Source organism: Sulfitobacter indolifex (assembly GCF_022788655.1).
GTDB lineage: Bacteria > Pseudomonadota > Alphaproteobacteria > Rhodobacterales > Rhodobacteraceae > Sulfitobacter > Sulfitobacter indolifex.
In genome coordinates this window covers 113,838-140,498 of record NZ_CP084951.1, presented here as the reverse complement: position 1 = coordinate 140,498, position 26,661 = coordinate 113,838, and the positions used below count along the sequence as shown (strand labels likewise).

The window sequence follows — 26,661 nt, the reverse complement described above, 5'->3', positions numbered from 1 at the left end:
CCTGTTTGGCGCAGAATAGGAGCGGGAACAGCATCGGTGCAAATTATTATAATCTATGGGAGTGAAAGGTTTTTATGATCCTGAGCGAAGGACATGGCGCAGTTTCGCGCCAGTTCGGCAGCGCGGGTGACATGGCCGGGGGTGCGCTCGGCGTGGAAGCGCGCTGCGACCTGCAAAGGCTGCGGGTGCCATGCCGCGGAGAGGATTTTTAACGTGCCCTCGGCCAGTGCCCCGGCCACCATCACCCGCGGCATCACCGCAACGCCCATCCCGTCCAGCACCATGTTCATCGCTGCCGACAGGCTGCTTGACGGCACAAGCCGGGCTTTCGGCGCTGTGGTCCCATCGAAGTAGCGGATGAGATCAAGATGCGCTTGCGTGTGGCGGGCGTGACCAAGCACCGGATGGCGCACCAACGCAGCGAGGTCAGGCGACGGACCGATTTGCGCGGCCAGTTCCGGGGCCGCGACCCAGACGTAGTCATAGGTTGCCAAGTCCAATTGCCCGCTGGCAGGGGTAGAGAAGGGTGCGGTTTGCAGGGTCAAATCAAGCGCATTGGCGGCAAGTTCCTGATCCAAATCGCGGGACAGATCGACCGTGAGTTCGACCGTGAGATTGGGATAGGCCTCGGCCAATGCACGCAGAAAAGGGCGCAACCAGGTGCTGGCGACGACCTCGGTCACGCCGAGGCGGATGCTGTCGTCGATCAGGTCGGGCCGTTCTGCGATCATGACCAGCCCTTCGGCTTCCCGCAAGACCTGCCGCGCCTGGGCAAGCAGGGCGGTGCCTTTTTCGGTTAGACGAATTGACCCGGCATCGCGCTGCATCAGGGTGACGCCCAGCGTTGTCTCCAGCCCCGAAATCCGGGCCGAGATATTGGGCTGCGTGGTATTGAGATGCGCGGCGGCGCGGCGAAAACTGCCAAGGTCGGCGACCCAGATCAGCGCTTCAAGCTGTTTCAGCGTGAAGAGATTGCCGATCATTCGCGCCAGTCAAAGAAACCCGGACCGGCCTCGGCCAGCAGCTTGCGGGCCATCTCGCGGCCCGCTTCGGCCCCGTCGGAGATGGTGCAGGTGACATCATCGCCGATGGCGTCTGATCCGTCAGGCCGCAGCACTTGGCCGCGCAGCCGCATGTTGGTGCCGTTGAGTTCGGCCAGCCCGGCGATGGGTGTCTCGCAGGAGCCGTCCAAGGTGGCGAGGAAAGCGCGCTCGGCGGCCAGTTGTTCGCCGGTCGCGCGGTCATGGATGGCGGCTAGCATGTCGGCGGCGCGGGTATCATCCATGCGGCGCTCGATCCCAATCGCGCCCTGTGCAATCGCGGGCAGCATATCGTCCGTATGCACGGCGGCCTTGGGCACCTCGTCCATTTTCAGACGATTCAGCCCAGCCATGGCGAGGAATGTCGCCTCGGCCACACCGTCCTCCAGCTTTTTCAGCCGGGTCTGCAGGTTGCCGCGAAATTCAACGACTTCCAGATCGGGCCGCCGCAGTTTGACCTGCGCACGGCGGCGCAGGCTGGAGGTGCCTACAACCGCGCCCTCGGGCAGGTCAGCGATGGATTTGAGATGCGGTGAGATAAACGCATCCCGCATGTCTTCGCGCGGAAGATAAGTGTCGATCACCAGACCACCGGGTTGCAGCGTTGGCATATCCTTCATCGAATGCACCGCGATGTCGATTGAGCCGTCGAGCAGCGCGGCCTCAATCTCGCGGGTGAACAGCCCCTTGCCGCCGATCTCTTTCAGCGGGCGGTCGATAATCTTGTCGCCCGTGGTCTTGATCACGACAATGGTGAACGCCTCAAACGGCAGGTCAAAGGCGGCGGCGAGCCGGTCGCGCACCTCATTTGCCTGCGCAAGCGCCAGAAGCGATCCACGTGTGCCGATGTTGAGGGGCCGGGCCGGGGTGGGGAGCTGATACGTCATGCCGCATCCCTACCCCCGTCGACATGAACTGACAACTGCTGTACCTCGCTTCACAACGGCTTTGCCATATTTAGGAGCGCCAAAATGACCAAGAATAAGACCATCCTGCGCGCCCTTGCGGGCGAAACCCTGCCGACCCCGCCGATCTGGATGATGCGCCAAGCTGGCCGCTACCTGCCAGAGTACCGCGCGACGCGGGCCAAGGCTGGGGATTTCCTGTCGCTCTGCTACAACCCCGAACTGGCCGCCGAAGTCACATTGCAGCCAATCCGGCGCTATGGGTTTGATGGGTCGATCCTGTTCGCCGACATCCTGCTGGTGCCCCAAGCGCTTGGTGCCGACCTGTGGTTCGTCACTGGCGAAGGGCCGCGGTTGTCGACGATCACCACCAAGGCCGAGATGGAAGCGCTGAAACCAGCCGACGCCATCCACGACCACCTTGCCCCGATCTACGAGACCGTGCGCATTCTGTCGCGCGAACTGCCCGAAGAGACCACGCTCATCGGTTTTGCCGGCGCGCCTTGGACGGTGGCGACCTATATGATCGCGGGCAAAGGCACGCCGGATCAAGGTCCGGCCCATGCGTTGAAGGACGAAAACCCTGAGGTCTTCGACGCGCTGATGGAGCGGATCACGCTGGCAACGATTGAATACCTCGACATGCAAATCCAAGCGGGTGCCGAGGTGGTGAAGCTCTTCGATAGCTGGGCCGGGTCGCTGCAAGGCACCGATTTCGATCGGTACTCGACAGAGCCGCTCCGTCAGATCATCAGCGCGCTGAAAGCCCGCCATCCGCATGTGCCGATCATTGCGTTTCCGCGTGGTGCCGGAGCGCGGTTTGCCAATCTCCATGCGGCGACTGGAGCGGACTGCATCGCAATCGACGATGGCGTCAGCGCCGAATGGGTGGCCGAACATGTGCAACCCAATGGCTGTGTGCAGGGCAACCTGAAGTCGTCGCATATGGTGACGGGTGGGGATGCGCTGGTGCAAGAGACGCGCGCGATTGTCGATGCGCTGTCGAAAGGGCCGCATATCTTCAATCTGGGGCATGGAATCACGCCGGATGCGGATCCGGAGAATGTGCAGTTGATGATTGATACGGTGCGCGGGACGCGCGGGTAACACCCTAAAGCCATGCGATTAGGGCCATCGCCTGCCTGCGGGTGGGCGATGCGACGCTGGTTCATGCCACTTTATCGCTCAAGAATGATGTGCGCCCTCAGTGTCGAACCCAGCCTCACTCAATCGCCTACCCGTCCGGGCGGGCAGGCGATGGCCCGGCGCCTGCGGCTTGATTCCGGGCTAGATGGCACCTTCGCCGTTATTTTGTCGCTCTAACAAAAAAGGGCGGAAGGCTGCCTCTCGATTGTGCAGCGCCTCCTGCCTGCTTCTTGCCCAACCTCAGATCACGCCCATTTCGCCATCGGCGGCAGGCTCATCAGCACCGCATCAGGGTCATGGCCCGTTTCCAACCCGAACTTCGTCCCCCGATCATAAACGAGGTTATACTCGGCATAGAGCCCACGGTGGCGCAGTTGCACGTCCTTGTCGTCCATGTCCCAGTCCATCTCGCGCCGCTTGTCGACCAGTGGTACATAAGCGGGGAGGAAAGCGCGGCCCACGTCTTGGGTCAGCGCGAAATCGGCGGCCCAATCGCCGCTGTTGCGATCGTCATAAAAGATGCCGCCCACACCCCGCGCGCGCTTGCGGTGCGGGATGTAGAAATACTCATCAGCCCAGGCCTTTAACTCGTCATAGAGTGTCGCCCCATGGGGGTCACAGGCACCCTTCATCTCAGCATGGAAATGGGCGGTGTCCTCGTCATACTCAATGCATGGGTTCAAATCCGCCCCACCGCCGAACCACCACGCATGGGGGGTCCAGAACATGCGGGTGTTCATGTGAACGGCAGGCACATGCGGGTTTTGCATATGCGCGACCAGACTGATGCCCGATGCCCAAAAACGCGGATCGTCGGCCATGCCCGGCAGGCCCTTGCGCGCGGCCATCGCGACCTGCGCGCGTTCACCCAAAGTGCCGTAGACGGTGGAGATATTCACGCCCACCTTCTCAAACACCCGACCGCCCCGCATCACGGACATCTCACCGCCGCCTGCGTCCGATCCATCGGGCGCGGTGCGGGTGGTGTTGCTGACCACGAAACGCCCGGCCTCTTCCTCGCCCACATGACGTGCTTCGATGTCGTGGAACGCCTGAACGATGTCATCGCGAAGCTTGCGGAACCAGTCCGCCGCGCATGTCTTTTGGTCTTGCATGTTGTCGGTCATCTCTGGCCCGCCTTTCTATTATTCCATCGCCCCGTCGCCGAGGATCAGACCCTCGTGCTCGGCCATGTAGATCCGCAGCCAAGGCGTAAAGTCTTCGGGGTTTTGGGCAAGGTCCGCGTGCAGATCGCTCAGACTGATCCAACGCGTCGCCATCACCTCATCGCGGTTTTCCGTGATCGACAGGTCTGAAGCCGCATGGGCAAGAAAGACCTCAACCACCTCATGCTCAATCAGCCCGCCACCAACATCGGCGCAGTATTCGACTTGGCCCCGATGCTGAAGGTCCAATCCGGTGATCCCCAATTCTTCGTCCAACCGCCGCGCGGCGCAGGCGTTGGGCGGCTCGTCCCATTGCGGATGCGTGCAGCAGGTGTTCGCCCAAAGGCCCGGCGTGTGATATTTGCCAAGCGCGCGTTGCTGCAGCAGCAGTTTGCCCTCGGCGATGACAAAGACCGAGATCGCCTTATGCCGCAATCCGCGCGCGTGCGCGGCAAGTTTTTCGACCGGTTGAAGGGTGCCATCCACCCAAGCGGGGACCATAATCGCCATCAGATGCGGCTCGCCTTTGTGTTCATCTCACCCTCGATCCAGCAGAAATTCACCGGCAGTTATCGGAGGAATCCCCCATAGTCTCAACCGCTAACCGGGCCGCGGCGCGTTCATGCTACCTTTTGGCGCAGCGCTAGACCTTTACCCCACCGCCCCGAACGCTAGTTTCGGATCGGAAAGCTGGAGGAACTTAAAATGAATATGCGTATCGCGTCGATCTTTGCCATTTGCCTTGGGGCCACGCCCCTTTGGGCGGAAGGTCATGCCACCGGTGATGCCGAAGCCGGGGAAAAGGTCTTTCGTAAATGTAAAAGCTGCCACATGATCCAAGATGATGAGGGCAACGACATCCAAAAAGGCGGCCGCACCGGGCCGAACCTTTATGGGATCTATAACCGCGTGGCCGGGTCGGTCGAAGACTACCGCTATGGCGATTCCATCGTTGAGGCGGGCGAAGCTGGTCTGGCGTGGAATGAAGAGGATTTCACCGGCTACGTCGCCGATCCGAAGAAGTTTTTGGCCAGCTATCTCGACACAAACCGCGCCAAATCCAAGATGTCTTACCGTTTGAAAGACGAGGAAGACGCCAAGAACGTCTGGACCTATCTGGTGTCGGTCGGGCCTGAGGTTACCGAAGCGGATATGGAAAAAGCCGAAGCGACTGAGTAAACTGGCAGTTCACTTAATGCTAAAGAACGGGGGGCCGATAATCCGGCCCCCCGTTTTGCGTTTTAAAGGCAGTCGCGCAGCAGCTGCGTGACATTCTCTTTCGTCAGTTCAATCGGGTTGCCGCCGCAGCTTGGGTCTTGGAGGGCCGAGGCTACCAGCGCATCGATGTTGGGATCGGTCACGCCAAGAGCCGTCAGCGAGCTGGGGATGTTCAACTCTGCGTTCAGCTTGCCCACGAAATCGTAGAAGCCGTCAAAGCCGCCGACGATATCAAGATAGGCCGCCGCCTTGGTCAGACGCTCTTCGATCGCGGGGCGGTTCATGCGCAGGACGGGCTGCATGACGACCGCATTGGTGGTGCCATGGTGCGTGTGATGCACCGCGCCAATCGGGTGGCTGATGGCATGGATCGCGCCCAGACCCTTTTGGAACGCCGTGGCGCCCATGGCGGCGGCGGACATCATATGGCCGCGCGCCTCAAGGTCACTGCCATCGGCATAGGCGCGGGGCAGATATTCTTTGACCAGACGCATCCCTTCCAGCGCCATGCCTTGGCTCATCGGGTGGTAATGCGGCGAGCAGAAGGCCTCCAGACAATGGGCGAACGCGTCCATCCCGGTGCCTGCGGTGATCATCGGCGGCATGCCGACGGTCAGCTCTGGGTCGCAGATCACGACGGCGGGCAGCATTTTCGGGTGGAAGATGATCTTTTTCTCATGGGTCTGGGAATTGGTGATGACGCTGGCGCGACCCACTTCCGATCCCGTACCAGCTGTCGTCGGCACGGCCACGATGGGCGCGATACCGTCCGCATCGGCGCGGGTCCACCAATCGCCGATATCCTCAAAATCCCACAGCGGGCGGGTTTGGCCGGACATGAAGGCGATGACCTTGCCCAGATCAAGGCCCGAGCCGCCGCCGAAAGCGATCACACCGTCATGGCCGCCGTCGCGGTAGACCTTGATGCCTGCTTCGGCGTTTACTTCAGTCGGGTTCGGGTCAACATCTGAGAACATCGCGCGGCCGAGGCCCGCAGCTTCCATCAGGTCCAGCGTGGCTTGGGTGATCGGCAGATAGGCGAGCCCCTTGTCGGTGACCAGAAGCGGTTTTTTGATGCCAGCGGCGGCGCAGGCCTCAGCGATTTCGGCAATGCGGCCCGCGCCGAAACGGATGGCGGTGGGGTAAGACCAATTGGCAGTCAGGGACATGTCTCAGGCTTTCTTGAGGTGGTAGGATTTGGGGCGTGTCAGCGCGTGATAGCCCAGTTCAGACAGTCCCGCACCGCGCCCGGTTTGCTTGCAACCGGTCCAGCACAGTGCCGGGTCGAGGTAGTCGGCGCGGTTCATGAAGACGGTGCCGGTCTCCAACCGCTGACCGATGGCATCGGCGGCCTCGGCATCGGCGGTGAAGATCGCAGCGGTCAGGCCGAATTGGCAGTCGTTCATCAGCGCGATGGCTTCTTCGTCGTCCTTCACCGGCATGATGCCAACCACGGGACCAAAGCTTTCGTCACGCATGACGCGCATCTCGTGAGTCACATTCGTGAGGATCTGCGGCGTTAGGTAAGCACCGCCATCATCGGCGGGCATCTTTTCGATATGGGCCTTGGCGCCATCGGCCAGCGCTTCGTCAATCTGCGCGCGGACCTCATTGGCAAAGCGGACATTGGCCATCGGGCCGAGCGTCGTGGCTTCTTCCAACGGGTTGCCGAGGTTGAGGTTGTTCACCCAAGCCACAGCCTTTTCAACGAAAGCGTCATAGAGGCTTTCGTGTACATAGATCCGCTCGATCCCGCAGCAGCACTGACCCGCGTTGAACATCGCGCCGTCCATCACACCATCGACGGCGGCATCAAGGTTGGCATCCGCGCGGACATAGGCCGGGTCTTTGCCACCCAGCTCGGTCGCGACGCCTGTGAATGTGCCAGCCGCCGCGCGCTCCATCGCCTGACCGCCGCCGACTGAGCCGGTGAAGTTGACGAAATCGAACGCATTGTCGGCGATCAACGCTGATGTGGTGTCATGGCTCAGCACAACGTTCTGGAACACATCTTCTGGCACGCCAGCGGCGCGGTAGGCATCGGCCAGATGTTCACCGACCAAAATGGTCTGCGAGGCGTGTTTTAAGATCACCGAATTGCCTGCAATCAGCGCAGGCGCGATGGTGTTGTTCGCGGTCATATAGGGGTAGTTCCACGGCGCCACGACAAAGACCACGCCATGCGGCTCGCGCATGATTTTGCGGCTAAAGGCGGCGCTGTCTTCGATCACCGTCGGCGCGAGCGCATCGGCAGCGATTTTGGCCATGTGGCTGGTACGTTCCTGCAAGCCACCAAACTCGCCGCCATAGCGCACCGGGCGGCCCATCTGGTGGGCCAGCTCGGTGGTCATCCGGTCGGTCGAATTCTCAATCTCTTTCAACGCGCCCATCACCAGATCAACGCGTTCCTGCAAGGGCCGCGCGGCCCATGCCTTTTGCGCGTTGCGAGCGCGGGCAACAGCCTCAAGCGCAGCATCGTTGCTTAGGGTTTCACGTTCCGCATAGACCGAACCGTCAATCGGAGAGATACATTTTACCGTCGTCATTCTCAGGCCCTTTCAAAGCCGCGGGCGATTTCCCAATCGGTCACCACCCGGTCATATTCTTCCTGCTCCCATTCCGCCGCGCGGGTGTAATGGGTCACTACATCGTCGCCCAACACCTCGCGCAAGAACGTCGAGCCGCGCAGGGTCTCGGTTGCTGCACGCAGGGTCTGGGGGATATCGACGGCTTTGCTTTCACCGTAGGCATCGCCGCGTGTGGGCGGGGCCAGCTCCATCTTGTCTTCGATCCCTTTGATCCCGGCGGCCAGCATGACCGCCTGCGCCAGATAAGGGTTTAGATCCGATCCGCCAATACGGCATTCGACACGCACGCCCTTGGTCCCTGCCCCGCACAGGCGGAAACCCGCGGTGCGGTTGTCGACCGACCAAACAGTCTTGGTCGGTGCAAAGGTGCCTTTGGCGAAACGCTTGTAGCTGTTGATATAGGGCGCGAGGAAATAGGTGTATTCCGGCGCGTAGGCGATCAGACCGGCCATATAGTGGCGCATCAGGTCGGACATGCCCAGTTCATCGTTGGAATCGACGAACATCGGCTTACCGTCTTTCCACAGCGACTGATGCACATGGCTGGAGGAGCCGACCCGGTCCTTGTCCCACTTGGGCAAGAAGCTTGCCGCCTGCCCCTGTTGCCATGCGATTTCCTTGACCGCGTGTTTCGCGATTGTGTGGTAGTCGGCGCAGTCGAGGGCCGGGGAATAGCGGATGTTAAGCTCTTCCTGCCCCGCCTCGGCCTCGCCTTTGGAATTCTCAATCGGCAGACCTGCAGCAAAGAGGTGGTTGCGCACGGGGCGCATCACGTTCTCTTCTTTGGTGGTCTGGAAGATGTTGTAATCCTCGTTGTAGCCGCTGAACGGCACGAGGTTGCGGTAGCCATCTTTGCGCAGCGCGTCAAAGCTCTGCTCAAACAGAAAGAACTCCAATTCGGTGGCCATCATCGCGTCAAAGCCCAGCTCTTTCAGCCGGGCGATCTGCTTTTTCAGCATGGCGCGGGGGGAATGGGGCACCGGGGAATGGGTGTCATGGTCGAGCACGTCGCAAAGCACCATCACGGTCCCTTCGAGCCACGGCACCGGGCGGATGGTCTCAAGGTCAGGCTGCATCACATAGTCGCCGTAACCCGTTTCCCATGAGGTCGAGGCAAAGCCCTCAGGCGTGGACATCACAAGGTCCGTCGCCAGCAGGTAATTGCAGCAATGGGTCTCTTTGTAAGAGGTCTCAACGAAGTTCACGGCGTGGAAACGCTTGCCCATCAGCCGGCCCTGCATGTCCACAAGGCAGGCAAGGACGGTATCCACCGAGCCGTCTTTGACCATTTTCTTCAGCGCATCGAATGTCAGGGTGCCGGGCATGTTCAGTCCACTTCAAGAGGTAAGGCGGGGGCGCAGGCAGCGCGCCCCCGGTTGTCGGTTCAGCCGTTTGTATAGGGCGGACCGGCTTTGTTGATGACGTCGTTATAGTCGCGGAAGATCTGCACGATCTTGGCGTGCACTTCGCCTTCTTCGGCGATCTCTGTCCAGAACTCCTTGGCCGCATCTTCGACCTCGGCCCATTCGTCGGCAGGTACGGTGCTAAGCTTGAGCTTATCACCCTGTGCGCGCAGACGCGCCTCGCCGCCCCAGTACCACTGGTTGCGGTAGGTGTGGCCCGCCTCAATCCCCGCCATGACCAACTGCTTGAGGTGATCCGGAAGATCGGCCCACTGCTGCTGGTTCACGAAGAACGACCCGATCCAAGCGCCCGAGATGTTGTTGGTCAGGAAGTAGTCGGTCACATCGGCCCAGCCGACGGTGTAGTCTTCGGTGATACCGGACCACGCCATGCCGTCCAATTCGCCTGTCTGCACGGCAACTTCGGCGTCCTCGTAAGGAATGTTCACCGGCACCACGCCGAACTTCGACAAGAAGCGGCCCGCAGTGGGGAAGGTATAGAGCTTCAGCCCGTCCAGATCGGCGACCGACTTGATCTCTTTGGTGGTGTTGAAGTTACAGGGGTCTTGGCCCGCAGCCGACAGCCACTCAACGCCAACCTTGGCGTATTCTTCGCGCCAGATATCGGCCAGACCATATTGATTGAACAGCACCGGCACGTCGAGGATGTGCTTGGTGGCAAAGGGGAAGTAGCCGCCGAACTGCTGCAGTGGCGTGGGGGAGGCCATACTGTCATCATCGGAATGCACCATGTCGATGGTGCCGCGCTGCATGGCTTGGAACAGCTCGCCGGTGGGGACGATCTGGTCGGCGTAGAACAGTTCAATCTCCATCTCGCCATTGGCGGCGGCGTTGATGTAGTCGACGGCAGGCTTGGTCACCTGCTCACCCAATGCGGCGCCCGCATATGTCTGCAGGCGCCATTTGATCGGCGCTTGGGCATGGACAATGGACGGCGCGGCGAGGGCCGCTGGGGCGGCAACGGCGGCCCCTTTTAGAAACTTTCTGCGAGTGGTCATACGTCTCTCCTTTGTTGAAATATCAGGCCGTCTTTTCGCGGCTCTCATTGTTATTTGTCGTAGATATAATCGGGCAGCCATGTCGCGATCTGTGGGAAGACCATGACAAGTATCAGCGCCAAGACCATCACCAGCACGAAGGGCGTAATCGATGCATAGATGTCGCGCAGGGTAATCTCTGGCGGAGCCATGGCGCGCATCAAAAACAGGTTATAGCCAAACGGCGGCGTCATATAGGCGATCTGCGTGGTGATCGTATAAAGGATACCATACCAGATCAGATCAAAGCCCAGCGCACCGACCAAAGGCACATAGAGTGGCGCCACGATGACCAGCATCGCGGTGTCATCAAGGAAGGTGCCCATGATGATGAAGCTGAGTTGCATCATGATCAAGATCATCCACGGGCTCAGGTTCATCTTCTCGGTAAAGAGGCTCTCAATCGCCTTGACCGCGCCCAGCCCGTCAAAGACCGCGCCAAAGGCGAGGGCTGCGAGAATGATCCACATGAACATGCAGGTGATGCCCAACGTATTGCGCACCGAGTTCTCGAAAACTTCGCGCGTCATACGGCCCTTGAGCACGGCAGCAAGGAAGGCCGCGCCTGCCCCAATGGCAGAGCTTTCTACGAGACTGGTCCAGCCGCGCACAAACGGCACCATCATCACGGCAAAGATCACCAAAGGCAGGATACCCGCCCGCAGCAGCCGCAACTTCTCGGCGCGGGGAATGTCGCGATCCTCAGCCGATAGCACGGGGCCAAGCTCTGGGTTCATACGACAGCGGATCACGATATAAGCGATGAACATCGCAGCCATCATGAGCCCCGGAATGACGCCCGCCAACCACAACTGGCCCACCGGCTGCCGCGCGATCATCGCGTAAAGCACCAGCACGACCGAGGGCGGCACCAGGATGCCAAGGCTCGACCCCGCTTGGATCACCCCCGTCACCATCCTTTTGTCATATCCGCGTTTCAGCAGTTCCGGCAGCGCGATGGTCGAGCCAATCGCCATACCCGCCACGCTTAGCCCGTTCATGGCCGAGATCAGCACCATCAACCCGATCGTCCCAATCGCCAGCCCGCCGCGTACGCCGCCCATCCAGACGTGGAACATCTTGTAAAGATCATCTGCAATGCGGCTCTCGCTCAGCACATAGCCCATGAAAATGAACATCGGCAGGGTCAGCAGCGGATACCATTTCATCAGCTTCATCGCGGCGGCAAAGCCGATGTCATAGCCGCCCTTGTCGCCCCAGAGCAGCAGCGCCGAGACCACAGCGATAAAGCCAATCGCCCCGAACACACGCTGGCCCGTTAACAGCATCAACATCATCGACGAGAACATCAATGTCGCGATCATTTCATAAGACATCAGATGGCCTCACCCTTGAGCCGCAGCACGTCTTTCAACAGCTCGGACAGACATTGCAGCAGCATCAAAAAGATACCGACGATCATCACAACCTTGATGGGCCATAGATAGGGCCGCCAGGCGGAGCTGGATTTCTCCATATGGCCGATCTCTTCAGCGCCGGTGACCAGACCGCTAAAGAAGCTGAACGGCTCGGTCCCCCAGTATCCCAGTGAATAGGCCGTCGAGCTGATTGCACCATAGAGCAGCACGCAGAGATAGAAGATCAGGAAGAATACGGTAATGAGGTCAAACCAAGCCTTCCGGCGCAGCGACCAATCACCATAGAGCAGGTCCATCCGCACGTTCGATCCCAGTTGGATCGAATAGGGCCCGCCCAAGATGTAATAGCCCACCATCACAAACTGCGCCATTTCCAGCGTCCAAAGAGACGGGACGAAGAACGCCTTGCTGACGGTGGACCACAAAAGCACCCCCATCAGGGCAAAGATGCCATACATCATGATCCGCCCGATCCGCCGGTTCATCGCATCGATGCGCCGGATATAGCCCCGCATGAATCTCATGGTCTGGCGTCCTTCATCGCGTCACTCATTTCGGGCCGCTCAAGCGCGGCGCGCAGCCAGTTGCTGATCACCTCGCCCATCTGCTGCTGCTCGGCCTCGGTTGTGATCAGGTCATTGCGGATTTCCAACATGACATGCGGATGGCCATGCACCAAACCATGTTCTTTCAGCGTATGGGTCACGCCGTCTTGGGGGCCATAGGGTTCGTTGCGCTCGACCTTGAGGTCGGTGTGATCTGCTGCGACGGCGAGCATTGCATCAGCCAAGCGGGTATCGCTGTCATGCAGAATACCAATCTCCACCGCGCGGGGCTTACCGTGATAGATCGGTGTGAAACTGTGCACGGTGACGATCACCGGCGCATCAACCCGCTTGATCGTGGCGGCAAGCGTGGCGCGGAACGGCTCGTAGTAGCGCTTTACCCGTTCGGCGCGGGCTGCCTCGTCGAGTGTCGCATTGCCGGGGATCGCGAAAATCTCGCTTTGCGCAGGCATCGCGCCGGGCGCTTCTGGCGGGCGGTTGCAGTCGTAGACCAACCGCGAGACGCGGCCTGCGACCAGCACGGCATCCAATTCATCCGACATTCGACGCGCAACACTCAACGCGCCGGGGTCCCATGCGACATGGCTTTCCCGAGCTGCGGCATCGAGGCCAAGATCTTCAAACTGCGCAGGAATATCACGGGACGCATGCTCACAGACCAACACCACTGACGCCTTGGCGCCTGCGTTGATCACCTCAACGGCCTCCTGCATTGCGTTGCTTTTCCCCGGCACACGATCCCCCTGTGTTGCATCGAACCTCCTGCGGACGGTCGCGTCTGTCAACAAAATTATGTCGGATTTATTACACCCTCGCGCAGTTTGTGCTATTACTCGTCAAAAGAGAGGCGCCCATGGCTGAACCGGCACTGACGATTTCCGACCGCATCCAGCAAGAACTGGACCGTTTGACCCGCGCCGAACGGCAGTTGGCCCATTCGATTCTCGAAAACTACCCCGCCTCCGGCCTCGGCCCGCTGACCGCACTCGCCAAGGACGCCAATGTCTCGACTCCCACCGTGGCGCGGATGGTGCAAAAGCTGGGTTTCAAGGGCTACCCGGAGTTCCAGAACGAGCTGCGCGAGGAATTGAAGGCCAAGGCCAAGAACCCCATCGCCAAACATGACACATGGGCCGAAGGTGCGCCGTCGGGCCATGTGCTCAACCGGTTCACCGACGCGGTGATCGACAACATCCGCCATACGCTGGGCCAGATTGAACCCGCCACCTTTGACCGCGCCTGCGCGATGATCGCGGACACAAAGCATCCGCTTTATATCGTCGGCGGGCGTATCACGCACACGATGGCGGAATATCTATTCCTGCACGCCCAGATCATCCGCCCAAAAGTGACCCATATCCAGTCTACCTCCAACGCATGGCCGCATTACCTGTTGGACGTAGGCGAAGGCGATGTCTTCGTCATCTTCGACGTGCGTCGCTATGAGAATAACACGCTGAAACTGGCGGAAATGGCCCATGCGCGGGGGGCGAAAATCATTCTGTTCACAGATCAATGGCGCTCACCCGTGCACAGCCTGGCCGATATCTGTTTCTCCAGCCGCATCGTCGCGCCCTCGGCATGGGACAGTGCCGCAGCGACGCTGCTGCTGGTAGAGAGTGTGATCTCCTCCATGCAGGACATCAATTGGGCCGACACCAAAGAACGGGCAGAACGGCTGGAAGAGATGTTCGACCAGACCCGATTGTTCCGCAAGTTCACTTGATCCCCACCGAGTGAAAGCCCTTGCCATAAAGGGTATCGGCTTGCCCACCTGCCCCCAGTCGTCTATGGCCAAACCGCCGGGTGTGGTGTCCAGCGCGGTGCCGTGACACGCGCCAAGGCCGGAGGGGGACCGACCATGCGTGATGAAATCTTTTCGCCCAGCGAGCTTGAGCGCCATTATGACCTCGCGCCATCGCCTGCGTTGGCCGCTGAAATGGCCGATCTCTATGCCAAGATGGACCGCGTCGTTTCACCCCCCGATTGGGCCATTCACGCGCCCTATGTCGCCGCGATCAACAAGCTGAAAAAAGAGCGCAACGCGGTGATCCTCGCGCATAATTACATGACGCCTGATATCTATCACGGCATTGCAGATTTCGTCGGCGACAGCCTGCAACTGGCGATCAAAGCGACCGAGGTCGAGGCCGATGTGATTGTGCAATGCGGCGTGCATTTCATGGCCGAAACATCGAAAATTCTGAACCCGTCGAAGACCGTGTTGATCCCCGATATGGAAGCGGGCTGCTCGCTCGCCGAAAGCATCACCGCCGAAGGGGTGGCGCAGATGCGAGCGCAATATCCCGGCGCGCCAGTGGTGACCTATGTGAACACCACAGCCGAGGTGAAAGCCGCGTCTGACATCTGCTGCACATCGTCGAACGCGGCGCAGATCGTTGCAGCGATGGAGAGCGACACGGTGATCATGACGCCGGACAAATACCTCGCCCAGAACATCGCCAAACTGGTGCCGCAAAAGCGGATCGTCTGGTGGGATGGCGCCTGCATCGTGCACGAACGCTATACCGCGAAAGACATCGCAGACTACCGCGAGTGGAACCCCGACACCCGCATCATCGCGCATCCCGAATGCCCGCCAGATGTGGTGGCCGAAGCGGATTTCTCAGGCTCCACCAGCGGGATCATCGACTATGTTCACCGCGAAAAACCCGCCAAAGCGATGCTGGTCACCGAATGCTCCATGGCGTCGAACATTGCCGATGAGCTCCCCGAGGTCGATTTCGTCGGCCCCTGCAACATGTGCCCCTACATGAAAAAGATCACGTTGGAGAAAGTGCTGTGGTCACTGCACACCATGTCCGGCGCGGTTGAAGTTGAGGCTGAAGTGGCCGCCAAGGCGCGCGTGGCGGTGCAGCGGATGATCGATCTCTCCCGCGAACTCGGCCTGTAAGGGCCGCGCCCCGTGCAAGACATCACAACCGGCAGGATCATCATCGTTGGGGCCGGGCTGGGCGCGCTCTATGCCGCGCTCTGTCTTGCGCCGCGTCCGGTTGTGCTGATCTCGCCTGACACGCTCGGGTCGGGGGCCAGTTCCGCTTGGGCGCAGGGCGGTGTGGCCGCCGCCATGGCGCAGGCCGATAGCCCAGAGGCCCACGCGTTAGACACCATCGCTGCCGGTGCGGGCACGGTCGAGGCTCGCGTCGCCGCGACTGTGACCGAAGAGGCCCGTGCCCATATCTTGGCCCTAACCGACTTTGGCACCGCCTTCGACCGCAGCGCCGACGGCGGCTATGTCATGTCCCGCGAGGCGGCGCATAGCTTTGCCCGTGTCGTGCGGGTGCAGGGCGATCAGGCCGGGGCCGAGATCATGCGCGCCTTGATTGAGCGGGTCCGCGACACGCCGTCGATCCAAGTGCTTGAGGGCGTGCTGGCCCGTGGTTTGGACAGCGATGGCACCAAGGTGACCGGCGTTGAGATCGAATTGGCCCGGCCCGAAGGCTCCGCCCCCGTCATGCTGCGTGGCGCGGGGGTGTTGTTGGCGGGCGGCGGCTCGGGCGGGCTTTATGCGCTGACGACCAACCCGGCCCGCATTCGCGGGCAGGTGATCGGCATGGCCGCCCGCGCTGGCGCGCTCATCGCCGATGCCGAGTTCGTGCAATTCCACCCCACCGCCATCGACTGCGGCGAAGACCCGGCACCGCTGGCTACCGAAGCCCTGCGCGGCGCCGGGGCGCATTTGATCAACCGCGAGGGCGCGCGGTTCATGGCTGACGTGCACCCGCTCGCCGAACTCGCCCCGCGCGACATCGTGGCCCGTGCGATCTTTGCCCAAACGCAAGCGGGGCTGCGCCCCATGCTCGATACCCGCGCAGCCTTGGGGGCTGCGGTGATGACCGACTATCCCGCCGTCGCCGCTGCATGCGCGCGCAATGGCATTGACCCTGTGGCGCAACCGATCCCGGTGGCCGCCGCTGCGCATTACCATATGGGCGGTGTCGCGACCGATGCGCAAGGACGGTCCAGCCTCGCAGGGCTCTGGGTCTGTGGGGAGGCGTCTTCAACCGGGTTGCATGGCGCGAACCGCTTGGCGTCGAACGGGCTGCTCGAAGCGCTGGTGTTTGCCCGCCGCGCGGCGCAGGACATGCTTGAAGAGTGCAGCGCGGGTGATAGCGACGCCGTGACCCTGCCAGACCTCGACGCTGGCGAAACACCCGATGAAGCCCTCGTTACCCAGTTGCGCCAGACCATGACGTCCCATGTCGGCGTTCTGCGCGATGCGGCGGGGCTGCAATGCGCCCTTGCCACCATCGCCCAGATCGAAGCCATGCAGCCCAACTGCGCACAGCTGCAAAACATGACCGCCACGGCCACGCTGATCGCCGCCGCTGCCCTTGCGCGCCGCGAAAGCCGTGGCGCACATTGCCGCATCGATTACCCCGAGACGCTGGACGAGGCCGCGCGCAGTTTCCTGACGCTGGCCGAGGCCGCTGCATTCCGCTCCAACCTTGAGGAACTCCCCGCATGACAACCGCCCTGCCCGACCTGATCCTAGAGCCGCTGGTCCGCGCCGCGCTGATGGAAGACCTCGGCACCTATGGCGATGTCACCACGCGCAGCGTGATCCCCGAGGGGACAACCTATACCGCCAAGCTCCGTGCGCGCGCAGAGGGCGTCGTTTCTGGCATGCAGATCGCGCGGCTGGCGTTTCACCTTGTTGATCCATCGCTTGAGGTTCGCACGCTGAAAGAAGACGGAAGCGAAATCGCCAAAGGCGACACGCTGATGGAGATCGAAGGCTCTGCCGCTGCGATCCTTTCCGCTGAACGTGTGGCGCTGAACTTTGCCGGGCGGCTGTCGGGCATCGCCACGCTTACCGCGGCTTGCGTCGCCGAGACCAAGGGCACCGAGACCCGCATCACCTGCACCCGCAAGACCACGCCGGGGCTGCGGATGGTGGAAAAACAGGCGGTACTGCATGGCGGCGGGTTCAATCACCGCTTTTCCCTCTCGGATGCGATCCTGATCAAGGACAACCACATCGCCGCCGCCGGGGGCATCCGGCCCGTTTTGCAGGCGGTGAAATCCAACGCCTCGCATATGATCCGGGTCGAGATCGAAGTCGACACGCTGGCGCAGCTGGAAGAGGTCTTGGACGAAGGCGGCGCGGATGTGGTGCTTCTGGATAACATGGACACAAAGACGCTGCTTCGGGCCGTGGAAATCGCCAACGGGCGCATCGTGCTTGAAGCGTCGGGCAATATGACGCTACCGCGCATTGCTGAGGTCGCGGCGACTGGGGTCAACTATATCTCCATGGGTGCGCTGACACATTCTGCAACAACGCTCGACCTTGGGCTGGATTTCTGAACCAACTGGGGCAAAGATCGCGCAGCAGCGAAGGGAGCCCGCCATGTCCGACCTTACAATCCGAAACGTGAGAGACCATGACCGCGCAGATTGGGAGCGGCTCTATCAAGGGTATGCCGCGTTTTACAAAGTCGAGCAGACGCCAGAGATGCGGGCGCGGGTCTGGTCTTGGCTGCACGACCCGCTGACCGAGGTCGAAGGGCTGGTCTGCGAAGATGCCGAGGGCCGTGTAATCGGCCTGACCCATTTCCGGCATTTCGCGCGGCCACTGGCGGCGGCGACGGGCTGTTTCCTCGACGATCTCTTTGTAGACCCCCAAGCCCGCGGCAGCGGCGCTGCCGACGCGCTGATCGGGGAGGTGAAAAAGATCGCCCAGAAACGCGGCTGGAGCCTTGTGCGCTGGATCACGGCCGAGGATAATTACCGCGGCCGTGGGGTTTACGACAAGCTGGCCACGCGGACCAACTGGGTCACCTACGACATCAAGCTGTAGGGTCCGGCGCCCTTTTCGAAGCGTCGGAATTGGTGGGCTCGTCTGGGTCCGTCACCAATTCCGCCTCTTCGATATCGTCGGTCCGCGTTGCGAGCGCGCCTTCTGCTGGCGTCGTCTCTGGGGTGCCGACGATCAGAGGCAGCATTTGCACGCCGCTCGGCATGGCAACTTCGGACAACGGCGGGGTCTTCCATTCCAATGTGTCAAAGCTTTTGCAGTTCTCGCAGATCGGCTTCCATTCGGCATGGATGTGATGACAATTTTCACAGATCCACTGCGGCCCGCGTGAGACATTCAGTGCGCGTGTCAGCCAGCCTTTCACGACCGTATCAGACGCGCCTTCGCCCCGCTCAATCGCGGCCATCAGCGTGACGGAACGCGCGGAAGGGTCGGTTTCAACAAGATTGCCAAGCGCACGGCGCGCTTCGGGGAAATCTTCGTTGGCGATGTGCAATTCGGCCAGCAGCATCTTGGTTTCGGGATGATCGGGCTGCGATTTGGTCAGCGCGCGGAACCGTTTGATCCGCTGCTGCGGGGTCTCGTCCGGCTGAACCTCGGCAAAGGCGGCGGCAAGGTCGGGGTGCGGATGCACGCTCCACGCCTTTTGCAGCACTTTCGAGGCATAGCGCGGTTTGTCCTGCGCGATATAGCTGCGCGCGGCCATCACGGCGGCAGGCACCAGATCGGGGGACAAGCGGTTGGCTTCGATCGCGGCTTCGCGCGCCTCGATGCTGTTGCCTTCAGCAATGACTTCGCGGGCTTCAGACAGTGCCAGCACCGCATCGCGGCGTTTGTGCACATCACGCGGCAGATGGCCGTTTTTGTATTTGGCTTGCAGCGTCTGGCGCGCGCCAGTCCAGTCATGTTTGTCGGCCTGCAGCTTGAGCAGCGTGTCGCCGGTTTCTTCATGCTTTGGCTTCAGCGCAAACGCCTTCTCAGCCAGCTTCAACGCTGTCTCTGTATCCCCGTCGGCCAGCTTTTGCTTCATGATGCCGCGCACGCCGACAAAACGAGTCTTCTCATCTTCGACCAGCTTGCGATAGGTCCGTTCGGCCTTCCGGCGATCGCCTGCGAGTTCAGCGGCCTGGGCCGTCAGCAGATTCGTCAGAGCCGGGCGCTTGAGGTAGCGGTCGGCCTTGGCGGCCTTGGCCATCGCGACCTGTCCTTCGCCACTGGCCAGCGCCATCAACCCATCCGACAGCGCTTCATACCCCTTCCGCTCGCGGTTGCGGTCAAAATAACGCGACAAAGCAGTCTCGTCGCCATTTAGGAAATGCCACGTGGCCGACAGCAACGCGACGATCTTGAGCAGCACCCAGACAGCAAACATCAGCAGCAGCACAGCGATGACTGATTGCAGCGGCCCGAGGGTGTATTCGGTGCCTGCGACGGTCAGCTGAATGCCGCCTTGGCTTTCCAGCAAGAAACCCGCGCCCCATGCCAAAGCAGCGACAAGCACGACGAAAAGAACGATTTTAATAAGAGACCAAAGCATTTTTCGTTCCTCAGTTGGCCGTCAGGCGTTGGGAGAGTTCATCAGCGGCGGTTTCTGCCGCTTGACGCGCGCGGGCATCGACAAGCCATTCCGCCATTGCATCCTGCGCCGGTGCGGGCAGCGTGTCGATCTCGGCCAGTGCATCGGTTAAGCGGCCATCGCGCACAGCGGCTTCGGCGCGAGATAGGACAGCATCCGGGTCCGCCCCATCACGTGGGGCGACCGACCGGGCACCAAGCTGGCGTTTTAAGAAACTGCCAAAGCTGCCCTCGCCATCATCCGGCACAGCGGCGCGGGCGGTGGCCAGCGCTTGGCGCGCCGCATCAGGATAGCGCGCTTGAAGGTTGGCGAGGGTCACAACACCACCCGTAGCAGTGTCGGTGAGCGGTTGGGGAATGTCCTCAACCCCGGCGGCCTGCAATTCGGCGAGCGCGGCCTCATAGGGCCGTCCGGCGCTGATCGCGGTGTTGATCTGGGTCATCGCGGTTTGAGCGCGGGCAGACACGGCTGCTGCGGCTGTCGCCTCTTCGGCGTTTTGTGCGTTATCAAGAAGGCTCTCGACTTCGCTCCGCTGTTCAGCGACCGACGCGCGCAGGGCTTCCATCTCGCGTTCAAATGCCGCGATTGCGACTTCGTTTTCACCCCCGCTTACGGGCTGTTTCTCAACCGTGGTGAGGCGACTGTCGAGTTCGGCCAGTTGGCTCTGAAGCGCTGAAAACTCTTCGCGTGCAGCAGTTAACTCTTCGCGTGCTGTGGATAGCTCTTCACTCAGGGCATCCACCTGCGGCAGGTTCTCTGGCAGCGCGGCAGGCTCTTCTGCGCGGGCTTCCAGATCAGCAATGCGGGCCTGCTGTGCTTCCATAGCGCTTTGCAATTCAGCGGCGCTTTGCGCGCGTGTGCCCAGAACATCGTATTCCGAGGCCGCGAAACCCAATCCTGCGGCGATCACGCCACCCAATACCATCGGGAAAAAGACGCTGCGTTTGCGCTCTTTCGGGGCGGGTTCTGGGGCCGGGGTTGGTTTGGGTGTGCTTGTGGCTGTGGTTGATTTCTCAGGCTTGCCGGATGTGGGCTTGGACGTGTTGGCGCTGGTGTTCGTCGCTGCGGCAGACGCACGTGACGGCGCAGGGTCAAAAGACGGTTTATCTTTCGGTGGCGTGACGCCCGAACTGGTCTTTGCGTCATCCTTTGCAACCGCAGGTGCGGTTTTCGTATCTTTGGCGGACGCGGCGTTTGAGAGCGGTTTTACGTCCTTTTCGAGCGCTTTAGTCTCGGAGCTTGTAGACCCAGCTTTGAAGGGCTCAGACTTTGGTGTCGCGCTTGCTGCGGTCGGTTTCGATGGGTCGGTGTCTGCGGGCTTGGGCGTGGTACTGTCAGTCTTGCCCACTTCAGTCTTGCCCACTTCAGGCTTCGCCGCTTCGGGTTTGTCGATACCCGGCTTCACATCATTTCCGCTTTTGCCAGTGGTTGCGCCAGTCTCAGAAGCGCTCGCATTCGCTTCTGATGTCGCCTTATCCGCCACAGATGGCGTCTGATCGGCTGTGGTCTTGTCCGCTTCGCTCTTGCTGACCGTCTTTTTAGGTTTCGCCACGCCGTCCGCCTTTCGATTCTGAACCTGTCATTCGCTCGCAGAGGCGAGCTTACCCGGCATACCTATGCCCCTCAAGGCAAGGTGGTGCGGCGAAAGAGTTTTTCAACGGTCTTTGCCATAGCTTCGCCAGTCGGTTCTGCTGCGACATCATGCGCGTAGAGCGGCAGGCCTTCAAGCGCTCGAGCTGCGGCATGGCTGATCGACACGGCGATAACGCTCTGTGTATGGCCAGCCTCACGCGCAAAGTGCTGCGCGCTGCGGGGTGAAAAGAGCGGCACAAGAACGGGGTCAGAGCCTTTTAGCAGCGTTTGCGCCTCTGCCGTGAGCGGTAACAGGTGCTGCTCATAGACCGTTGCGACTTCGGTGGTCAGACCCGAAGCGTTTAAAATTCCAGCAACATCGCCGCGCCGATGACGCCCCGCAAGGTGCAATAGCGGCCCGATTTCTGTGCGCCCTGAGAGGGTCGCGATCATCGCTTTGGCATCCAGTCCGGCCATTTGCGCCTGCCAACCTGCCTTGCCCGCCGCCTCGGTGGTTTGTGGTCCAACACAATAGGCAGGCATTCCACCTCCTTGAGGCGCATGGGCCACGCCATTGGCAGAAGTGAAGATCACCCCGGCAAATGCCGCAAGATCAACAAGCGCGCCAGTTGGAACAATCTCGATCAGCGGAGAGATCACGGCCCCTGTCCGCAGAGCGGGTGAGAGACGCTCAAGAAACTGCGCGGCACCGGGCTGGGGGCGGGTCAGAAGCAATCTTGGCTGCGGCATCGCAAGGCTCCGGCATTGTTTGCGCGTGACAGCGGTGTTACCTGCGGTACAGGTGCCTTGCAACGGAAAGCCCCCATGCCCTCTACCCAACCTCAGACCCGCTTGATCCTTGGTTTGGAAAGCAGTTGCGACGATACCGCAGCCGCCGTGGTGCGCATAGATGAGCACGGGCGCGGAACGGTTATGGCATCGGTTGTCGCGGGGCAGACAGAATTGCACGCCGATTTCGGCGGTGTCGTGCCTGAAATCGCCGCGCGTGCCCATGCGGAAAAGCTGGATCATTGTGTGGAGGACGCGTTGCACGCGGCGGGGATCACCCTGCCGCAGATTGACGCCATTGCGGTCACTGCTGGGCCGGGCCTGATCGGCGGCGTGGTATCAGGCGTGATGTGCGCCAAGGGGCTTTCAGCGGCGACGGGAAAACCGCTTTATGGGGTGAACCATCTGGCTGGCCACGCACTGACGCCGCGCCTGACTGATGATGTGCCCTATCCCTATCTCATGCTGCTGGTTTCAGGCGGGCATTGCCAGTTTTTGCTGGTGCGCGGGCCAGATAGTTTTGATCGTTTGGGTGGCACGATTGACGATGCCCCGGGCGAAGCGTTCGACAAGGTCGCGCGGCTGTTGGGGCTGCCCCAGCCCGGTGGGCCGTCGATAGAAAAATGCGCGCAAGGGGGCGATCCCAAACGTTTTGCCCTGCCGCGTCCGCTGCTGGATCGTGACGGCTGTGATATGTCTTTTTCAGGTCTGAAAACCGCTGTGCTGCGCGCGCGGGACAAATCCATGGCCGCCAATGGCGGGCTGACGCGGCAGGATCAGGCGGATCTGGCGGCAGGGTTTCAAGCCGCGGTGGTTGATGTGCTCGCCCATAAAACGTGCCGCGCTTTTGCGGAGTATCCGGCAGAAGGCGCGCGGGGCCTATGTGTGGCAGGGGGTGTGGCGGCAAACAAATCCATCCGCGCTGCGTTAGAGACTGTTGCAGCCGAACAAGAGGCACGTTTCGTCGCGCCGCCGCTGGCGCTTTGCACAGATAACGCTGCGATGATCGCCTTTGCTGCTGGAGAGCAGGCCGTTTTACGCGACGCCGATGATCTGACGCTCTCGGCCCGTCCGCGCTGGCCGCTGGATACCGCACGGCCTTCGATGCTGGGCAGCGGCAAGAAGGGGGCCAAAGCATGAGTGTATCTGTTCTGGGCGCGGGTGCATTCGGCACGGCGCTGGCAATCTCGCTGGCGGGAAAGGGGCCGGTGACGCTCTGGGCGCGCGATGCGGGGGACATGGCCGAACGACGCGAGAATGCCAAACGTCTGCCGGGTTGCCCATTTCCCGAAACGCTCAGCGTAACGGATGATCTTGAGGCCGGAACGGAAGCTGAAATTATATTGCTGGCCGTGCCGATGCAAAAATTGCGCAGTGTCTTGGAAGAACACAAGGATGCGCTTCACGGGAAACATTTGGTTGCTTGCTGCAAAGGCATCGAACTGAGCAGTGGCGTCGGGCCGGTGAGCGTGATCACCCAGACCATCCCCGATGCGACGGCAGCGATCCTGACCGGACCAAGCTTTGCCGCCGATATTGCGCGGGGTCTGCCCACCGCGTTGACCTTGGCCTGCGCGGATGCAGAGGCGGGCAGATACCTGCAAGCGGCACTGACCACGGCAAACCTGCGGCTGTACCGCACCACGGATACCATCGGAGCGGAACTGGGCGGGGCGCTGAAAAACGTCGTCGCCATCGCCAGCGGGGCTGCGATTGGGGCGGGTCTGGGCGAGAGCGCACGGGCAGCCTTGATGACACGCGGCTATGCCGAGATGCAGCGCCTTGCCGCGCATCTGAAGTCGGAGCCGACAACGCTAGCCGGGCTCTCGGGCTTTGGCGATCTGACGCTGACCTGCACCTCCGAACAATCGCGCAACTACCGGCTGGGCCAATCGCTTGGCCAAGGGACGCCGTTCGACCCGACCACCACCGTCGAAGGAGCCGCCACCGCCCGCGCCGTTGATGCGCTGGCGCGTGACGCTGGGATCGATATGCCAATCACCCGCGCAGTTGCCGGGTTACTCGACAACCAGTTAGATGTGGCTGGCGCTATGAAATCACTGCTGACACGCCCCCTAAAGGAAGAATGATATGTTTGTTGCCCTGATTGCCCATGACAAAGCCGACGGTTTGCCGATCCGTCAGGAAAACCGGCCTGACCACCTTGCCTATCTCAAGTCCAGCGATGCCGTGGCCCAAGCTGGCCCGCTGCTGAACGGCGAAGGCGGCATGATCGGCTCGCTTATTATTCTGGACGTAGCAGACATGGCAGCAGCCGAGGATTGGGCCGCGAATGACCCCTATGCAAAGGCCGGCTTGTTCCAAAGCGTCACCCTAACCCATTGGAACCGGGTGATCGGCTGATGGCCTATTGGTTGTTCAAATCCGAACCGGCAACATGGAGCTGGGCGGACCAGAAAGCCAAGGGCGACGCAGGCGAAGAATGGGATGGCGTGCGCAACTATCAGGCACGCAACTTCATGCGCGAGATGAAGGTTGGCGATCTGGGGTTCTTTTACCACTCGCAAAAGGACCGGGAGATCGTCGGCATCGTTGAAGTCTGCGCGGAAGCTCATCCCGACAGCAGCACCGATGACCCGCGTTGGGAATGCGTGGACATCAAGGCGCTGCGGTCATTCAGCGTGCCTGTAACGCTAGATACGATCAAAGCAGACCCACGTCTGGAAGATATGGTGTTGGCGAAAAACCCCCGTCTGTCGGTGCAACCCGTGACCGAAGCGGAATGGGAACTTATCTGCGCTTTGGGCAAGACCACGCCCTAAGACTGGCGAAATTAACGATCGTGAAACGAAAAAGGGTTCCGGCACCCCGCCAGAACCCTTCTCACCCCATGTGCTCCCGAAACCACCACACATGTTCTTTAAACTCTAGTCCGCTCACCGAGCCGATATAAGAGTGATAGCATAAGCTGCTGGTTTTCTCAACTTTCTACTGTGTCAAAGCCCGTTCAAAAACGAAACGCGCGCTTAACCAAACGCGCGTCCCAAGTAAGGCTTTGTTAATTCACTCTGACAACGTACTCAGCCGTAAACGGCCTCTTTGCCGAAGTGTTTGACCAGCAAATAATAGACCACGGCGCGGTACTTGTTCCGCTCGGAACGGCCATAGGTCTCAATCGATTTCTGAATGCCGCCCATGAGATGCTCGTCATCCGGCAAGCCAAGTTTCTTGATCAGGAAGTTCTCTTTCACGGTGTTCAATTCAGCCGTATCGCTGGAGGACACTGTCTGCGCGTCAGCGTTATAAATCGACGGACCGCAACCGATCGTCACTTTGGTCAGCAGGTCCATATCCGGATCCATGCCGCATTTATTCTTCAAATCTTCGGCGTATTTGGCGATCCATTCGTCACGCTTGCCCATAAAATCTCTCCCAATAGTAAACTTCGGCCCCTCAGGGGCTCCTGAAACAGGAGCCTAAGGTCATATCCCTGTTTTGCAAAAGATTTATTTCAAGGCGGCATGCTGACCTTGGGGCCGCCAAAAAAAGAGGCGCCTCCAGTGGGGCGCCTCTTGGTTAGGTTATCGGCAGTCGCTTAGGACGCATCGTCAAGAGGCGCGTCATCTTCCAGACCTTCAATGGCGCTCTCGTCAACTTCCGGCTGGGCTTCCAGCTCGGCTTTGGTCCAAGAGCTCAGCTTCAAGTCGTTTTCCGCGGCCATGGAAATCTCCTCAAGCGGAACGGCAACAGTGTGTTCGCCAAAGCCAAGGAAACCACCCACACCAACGACAGCTGCAAAGCCTGTGTCGGTTCGGATCACATAATCGACGTCACCGATGGTATCCCCATCCGCTTCGACGACGGTCAAGCCAATCAGATCACCCGCAACCATACCGGAGAACGCGTTGCTCATACCGGTGTCGGTGCGCGTGACGTCAGTTTCCATGTCGGATTTGGTGTCAGAAGCGACATCTTCGGAAAGCTGGGTGTCGCTATCGCCTTCTACTTCGGCTGTCATCTCGCTGTTTACGTCGACATCTGCATCAGTGTCTGTTTCGGTCATAGCTGTACCGCTCGTGTCGGTGCTCAGCGTCGAATTCGACTCTGAATCAGCGTTCCCGGCCAAGTCTGCTTCGGCGTCGGTGGGGTTCACGCCATCACCTTCCGCAGTCAGCTCAGCTTCGTTGTCCACTTCGGTGTCGCCTTCGATTTCTGCGCTCTGGGTCGGAGACGTCAGAACTTCGTCAGTGGCATCGGCAGCATTGGTGCCTTCGTAGTCATCAGAATTCTCGCGCGACATTTTCGCGGTTTGCTCTGCTTCTTTCGCGACTGTAGCGCCGAGATCGCTGGTGGTTTTGCTTACGCTCTCGCCCGATACGGTTGCTTCGGCGTTGGCGGCGGCACCGGCCTCGGTGTCAGCGGTCTGAGCGAATGCAGTGCCTGCGGTCAAAGCAAGGGCGGCGACGGTCGATTTCAGGAACGTGCGTTTCATCTTCGAACTCCTTTTCAATG

General features: G+C 60.7%; 27 protein-coding genes. 11 read left to right on the top strand and 16 right to left on the bottom strand.

Going from position 1 to position 26,661, the window contains the following annotated elements; genetic code table 11:
* Positions 1-53: 53 nt before the first annotated feature.
* Entirely contained in the window at positions 54-983 is a 930-nt protein-coding gene (locus DSM14862_RS00655) for a LysR family transcriptional regulator (RefSeq protein ID WP_007118465.1), read from the bottom strand.
* On the bottom strand, positions 980-1,927 hold the full coding sequence (hemC, locus tag DSM14862_RS00650) for a hydroxymethylbilane synthase (RefSeq protein ID WP_007118464.1): 948 nt from the start codon (positions 1,925-1,927) through the stop codon (positions 980-982). Before hemC ends, DSM14862_RS00655 begins: the two co-directional genes overlap by 4 nt.
* Before the next feature lie 84 nt (positions 1,928-2,011).
* Between hemC and hemE the strand changes: the two genes are divergently transcribed.
* Positions 2,012-3,052 (top strand): uroporphyrinogen decarboxylase, encoded by a 1,041-nt coding sequence (gene hemE, locus DSM14862_RS00645; RefSeq protein ID WP_007118463.1) that lies wholly within the window; start codon positions 2,012-2,014, stop codon positions 3,050-3,052.
* A 284-nt stretch (positions 3,053-3,336) separates the two neighbouring features.
* On the opposite strand, the gene hemF is transcribed toward hemE, so the two are convergent.
* Positions 3,337-4,218: an oxygen-dependent coproporphyrinogen oxidase gene (gene hemF / locus DSM14862_RS00640; RefSeq protein WP_007118462.1), complete on the bottom strand. Its 882-nt coding sequence runs from the start codon at positions 4,216-4,218 to the stop codon at positions 3,337-3,339.
* A gap of 18 nt (positions 4,219-4,236) precedes the next feature.
* Positions 4,237-4,767: an isopentenyl-diphosphate Delta-isomerase gene (gene idi, locus DSM14862_RS00635; protein ID WP_007118461.1), complete on the bottom strand. Its 531-nt coding sequence runs from the start codon at positions 4,765-4,767 to the stop codon at positions 4,237-4,239.
* Between the two features lie 195 nt (positions 4,768-4,962).
* On the opposite strand from idi, the gene DSM14862_RS00630 reads away from it, so the two are divergent.
* Positions 4,963-5,436: a c-type cytochrome gene (locus DSM14862_RS00630; RefSeq protein ID WP_007118460.1), complete on the top strand. Its 474-nt coding sequence runs from the start codon at positions 4,963-4,965 to the stop codon at positions 5,434-5,436.
* 62 nt (positions 5,437-5,498) lie between these two features.
* On the opposite strand, the gene DSM14862_RS00625 is transcribed toward DSM14862_RS00630, so the two are convergent.
* Genes DSM14862_RS00625 through DSM14862_RS00595 form a run of 7 tightly spaced genes read right to left on the bottom strand, consistent with a single transcriptional unit; the run spans position 5,499 to position 13,182 of the window.
* Positions 5,499-6,644, bottom strand: a complete 1,146-nt coding sequence (locus tag DSM14862_RS00625; RefSeq protein ID WP_007118459.1) for an iron-containing alcohol dehydrogenase — start codon at positions 6,642-6,644, stop codon at positions 5,499-5,501.
* Positions 6,645-6,647: 3 nt separating this feature from the next.
* Positions 6,648-8,021 carry an aldehyde dehydrogenase family protein gene (locus tag DSM14862_RS00620; RefSeq protein WP_007118458.1) on the bottom strand — a complete coding sequence of 458 codons (1,374 nt, stop codon included), beginning with the start codon at positions 8,019-8,021 and terminating at the stop codon, positions 6,648-6,650.
* 2 nt (positions 8,022-8,023) lie between these two features.
* A complete protein-coding gene (locus DSM14862_RS00615; protein WP_007118457.1) occupies positions 8,024-9,388 on the bottom strand; it encodes a glutamine synthetase family protein in 1,365 nt (454 codons plus the stop codon).
* Between the two features lie 59 nt (positions 9,389-9,447).
* Complete coding sequence (locus DSM14862_RS00610) at positions 9,448-10,485, bottom strand: TRAP transporter substrate-binding protein (protein ID WP_007118456.1); 1,038 nt, start codon at positions 10,483-10,485, stop codon at positions 9,448-9,450.
* Between the two features lie 50 nt (positions 10,486-10,535).
* Positions 10,536-11,861, bottom strand: coding sequence for a TRAP transporter large permease (locus DSM14862_RS00605; RefSeq protein WP_007118455.1), 1,326 nt, complete (start codon positions 11,859-11,861; stop codon positions 10,536-10,538).
* Positions 11,861-12,427: a TRAP transporter small permease subunit gene (locus tag DSM14862_RS00600; RefSeq protein WP_007118454.1), complete on the bottom strand. Its 567-nt coding sequence runs from the start codon at positions 12,425-12,427 to the stop codon at positions 11,861-11,863. Before DSM14862_RS00600 ends, DSM14862_RS00605 begins: the two co-directional genes overlap by 1 nt.
* Positions 12,424-13,182 (bottom strand): N-formylglutamate amidohydrolase, encoded by a 759-nt coding sequence (locus tag DSM14862_RS00595; protein ID WP_007118453.1) that lies wholly within the window; start codon positions 13,180-13,182, stop codon positions 12,424-12,426. Before DSM14862_RS00595 ends, DSM14862_RS00600 begins: the two co-directional genes overlap by 4 nt.
* 140 nt (positions 13,183-13,322) lie before the next feature.
* On the opposite strand from DSM14862_RS00595, the gene DSM14862_RS00590 reads away from it, so the two are divergent.
* The 5 genes from DSM14862_RS00590 (at position 13,323) to DSM14862_RS00570 (ending at position 18,293) form a co-directional block, all read left to right on the top strand.
* Positions 13,323-14,195, top strand: a complete 873-nt coding sequence (locus DSM14862_RS00590) for a MurR/RpiR family transcriptional regulator (RefSeq protein ID WP_007118452.1) — start codon at positions 13,323-13,325, stop codon at positions 14,193-14,195.
* 135 nt (positions 14,196-14,330) lie between these two features.
* On the top strand, positions 14,331-15,383 hold the full coding sequence (gene nadA / locus DSM14862_RS00585; RefSeq protein WP_007118451.1) for a quinolinate synthase NadA: 1,053 nt from the start codon (positions 14,331-14,333) through the stop codon (positions 15,381-15,383).
* A 12-nt stretch (positions 15,384-15,395) separates the two neighbouring features.
* Positions 15,396-16,958, top strand: coding sequence for an L-aspartate oxidase (locus tag DSM14862_RS00580; RefSeq protein WP_007118450.1), 1,563 nt, complete (start codon positions 15,396-15,398; stop codon positions 16,956-16,958).
* Positions 16,955-17,800: a carboxylating nicotinate-nucleotide diphosphorylase gene (gene nadC / locus DSM14862_RS00575; protein ID WP_007118449.1), complete on the top strand. Its 846-nt coding sequence runs from the start codon at positions 16,955-16,957 to the stop codon at positions 17,798-17,800. The genes DSM14862_RS00580 and nadC overlap by 4 nt, the downstream gene beginning before the upstream one ends.
* 43 nt (positions 17,801-17,843) lie before the next feature.
* Positions 17,844-18,293 (top strand): GNAT family N-acetyltransferase, encoded by a 450-nt coding sequence (locus tag DSM14862_RS00570; RefSeq protein WP_007118448.1) that lies wholly within the window; start codon positions 17,844-17,846, stop codon positions 18,291-18,293.
* Here the strand turns inward: DSM14862_RS00570 and DSM14862_RS00565 are convergent.
* The 3 genes from DSM14862_RS00565 to DSM14862_RS00555 form a co-directional block, all read right to left on the bottom strand.
* Positions 18,283-19,788 carry a heme biosynthesis protein HemY gene (locus DSM14862_RS00565; RefSeq protein ID WP_007118447.1) on the bottom strand — a complete coding sequence of 502 codons (1,506 nt, stop codon included), beginning with the start codon at positions 19,786-19,788 and terminating at the stop codon, positions 18,283-18,285. The genes DSM14862_RS00570 and DSM14862_RS00565 overlap by 11 nt on opposite strands.
* 10 nt (positions 19,789-19,798) lie before the next feature.
* Entirely contained in the window at positions 19,799-21,379 is a 1,581-nt protein-coding gene (locus DSM14862_RS00560; protein ID WP_007118446.1) for a hypothetical protein, read from the bottom strand.
* 71 nt (positions 21,380-21,450) lie between these two features.
* Positions 21,451-22,149, bottom strand: coding sequence for a uroporphyrinogen-III synthase (locus DSM14862_RS00555; protein ID WP_040700397.1), 699 nt, complete (start codon positions 22,147-22,149; stop codon positions 21,451-21,453).
* 75 nt (positions 22,150-22,224) lie between these two features.
* Between DSM14862_RS00555 and tsaD the strand changes: the two genes are divergently transcribed.
* From tsaD to DSM14862_RS00535, 4 genes are read left to right on the top strand one after another with little or no spacing between them, the layout of a single operon-like run.
* Complete coding sequence (gene tsaD, locus DSM14862_RS00550; protein WP_007118444.1) at positions 22,225-23,328, top strand: tRNA (adenosine(37)-N6)-threonylcarbamoyltransferase complex transferase subunit TsaD; 1,104 nt, start codon at positions 22,225-22,227, stop codon at positions 23,326-23,328.
* Complete coding sequence (locus tag DSM14862_RS00545) at positions 23,325-24,278, top strand: NAD(P)H-dependent glycerol-3-phosphate dehydrogenase (RefSeq protein ID WP_007118443.1); 954 nt, start codon at positions 23,325-23,327, stop codon at positions 24,276-24,278. The genes tsaD and DSM14862_RS00545 overlap by 4 nt, the downstream gene beginning before the upstream one ends.
* A gap of 1 nt (position 24,279) precedes the next feature.
* On the top strand, positions 24,280-24,552 hold the full coding sequence (locus tag DSM14862_RS00540) for a YciI family protein (RefSeq protein WP_007118442.1): 273 nt from the start codon (positions 24,280-24,282) through the stop codon (positions 24,550-24,552).
* Positions 24,552-24,971, top strand: a complete 420-nt coding sequence (locus tag DSM14862_RS00535; RefSeq protein WP_007118441.1) for an EVE domain-containing protein — start codon at positions 24,552-24,554, stop codon at positions 24,969-24,971. The genes DSM14862_RS00540 and DSM14862_RS00535 overlap by 1 nt, the downstream gene beginning before the upstream one ends.
* A 258-nt stretch (positions 24,972-25,229) precedes the next feature.
* Here the strand turns inward: DSM14862_RS00535 and DSM14862_RS00530 are convergent, their stop codons facing one another.
* Together DSM14862_RS00530 and DSM14862_RS00525 are read right to left on the bottom strand one after the other, a co-directional pair.
* Positions 25,230-25,571, bottom strand: a complete 342-nt coding sequence (locus DSM14862_RS00530; RefSeq protein WP_007118440.1) for a DUF2853 family protein — start codon at positions 25,569-25,571, stop codon at positions 25,230-25,232.
* Positions 25,572-25,744: 173 nt separating this feature from the next.
* Positions 25,745-26,641 carry a PRC-barrel domain-containing protein gene (locus DSM14862_RS00525; protein ID WP_007118439.1) on the bottom strand — a complete coding sequence of 299 codons (897 nt, stop codon included), beginning with the start codon at positions 26,639-26,641 and terminating at the stop codon, positions 25,745-25,747.
* Positions 26,642-26,661: the final 20 nt, after the last annotated feature.

Bases quoted from the DNA above. Each gene is read 5' to 3' on its own strand.
- DSM14862_RS00655 (WP_007118465.1), bottom strand. From the start codon at position 983: ATGATCGGCAATCTCTTCACGCTGAAACAGCTTGAAGCGCTGATCTGG.
- hemC (WP_007118464.1), bottom strand. From the start codon at position 1,927: ATGACGTATCAGCTCCCCACCCCGGCCCGGCCCCTCAACATCGGCACA.
- hemE (WP_007118463.1), top strand. From the start codon at position 2,012: ATGACCAAGAATAAGACCATCCTGCGCGCCCTTGCGGGCGAAACCCTG.
- hemF (WP_007118462.1), bottom strand. From the start codon at position 4,218: ATGACCGACAACATGCAAGACCAAAAGACATGCGCGGCGGACTGGTTC.
- idi (WP_007118461.1), bottom strand. From the start codon at position 4,767: ATGGCGATTATGGTCCCCGCTTGGGTGGATGGCACCCTTCAACCGGTC.
- DSM14862_RS00630 (WP_007118460.1), top strand. From the start codon at position 4,963: ATGAATATGCGTATCGCGTCGATCTTTGCCATTTGCCTTGGGGCCACG.
- DSM14862_RS00625 (WP_007118459.1), bottom strand. From the start codon at position 6,644: ATGTCCCTGACTGCCAATTGGTCTTACCCCACCGCCATCCGTTTCGGC.
- DSM14862_RS00620 (WP_007118458.1), bottom strand. From the start codon at position 8,021: ATGACGACGGTAAAATGTATCTCTCCGATTGACGGTTCGGTCTATGCG.
- DSM14862_RS00615 (WP_007118457.1), bottom strand. From the start codon at position 9,388: ATGCCCGGCACCCTGACATTCGATGCGCTGAAGAAAATGGTCAAAGAC.
- DSM14862_RS00610 (WP_007118456.1), bottom strand. From the start codon at position 10,485: ATGACCACTCGCAGAAAGTTTCTAAAAGGGGCCGCCGTTGCCGCCCCA.
- DSM14862_RS00605 (WP_007118455.1), bottom strand. From the start codon at position 11,861: ATGTCTTATGAAATGATCGCGACATTGATGTTCTCGTCGATGATGTTG.
- DSM14862_RS00600 (WP_007118454.1), bottom strand. From the start codon at position 12,427: ATGAGATTCATGCGGGGCTATATCCGGCGCATCGATGCGATGAACCGG.
- DSM14862_RS00595 (WP_007118453.1), bottom strand. From the start codon at position 13,182: ATGCAGGAGGCCGTTGAGGTGATCAACGCAGGCGCCAAGGCGTCAGTG.
- DSM14862_RS00590 (WP_007118452.1), top strand. From the start codon at position 13,323: ATGGCTGAACCGGCACTGACGATTTCCGACCGCATCCAGCAAGAACTG.
- nadA (WP_007118451.1), top strand. From the start codon at position 14,331: ATGCGTGATGAAATCTTTTCGCCCAGCGAGCTTGAGCGCCATTATGAC.
- nadC (WP_007118449.1), top strand. From the start codon at position 16,955: ATGACAACCGCCCTGCCCGACCTGATCCTAGAGCCGCTGGTCCGCGCC.
- DSM14862_RS00570 (WP_007118448.1), top strand. From the start codon at position 17,844: ATGTCCGACCTTACAATCCGAAACGTGAGAGACCATGACCGCGCAGAT.
- DSM14862_RS00565 (WP_007118447.1), bottom strand. From the start codon at position 19,788: ATGCTTTGGTCTCTTATTAAAATCGTTCTTTTCGTCGTGCTTGTCGCT.
- DSM14862_RS00555 (WP_040700397.1), bottom strand. From the start codon at position 22,149: ATGCCGCAGCCAAGATTGCTTCTGACCCGCCCCCAGCCCGGTGCCGCG.
- tsaD (WP_007118444.1), top strand. From the start codon at position 22,225: ATGCCCTCTACCCAACCTCAGACCCGCTTGATCCTTGGTTTGGAAAGC.
- DSM14862_RS00545 (WP_007118443.1), top strand. From the start codon at position 23,325: ATGAGTGTATCTGTTCTGGGCGCGGGTGCATTCGGCACGGCGCTGGCA.
- DSM14862_RS00540 (WP_007118442.1), top strand. From the start codon at position 24,280: ATGTTTGTTGCCCTGATTGCCCATGACAAAGCCGACGGTTTGCCGATC.
- DSM14862_RS00535 (WP_007118441.1), top strand. From the start codon at position 24,552: ATGGCCTATTGGTTGTTCAAATCCGAACCGGCAACATGGAGCTGGGCG.
- DSM14862_RS00530 (WP_007118440.1), bottom strand. From the start codon at position 25,571: ATGGGCAAGCGTGACGAATGGATCGCCAAATACGCCGAAGATTTGAAG.
- DSM14862_RS00525 (WP_007118439.1), bottom strand. From the start codon at position 26,641: ATGAAACGCACGTTCCTGAAATCGACCGTCGCCGCCCTTGCTTTGACC.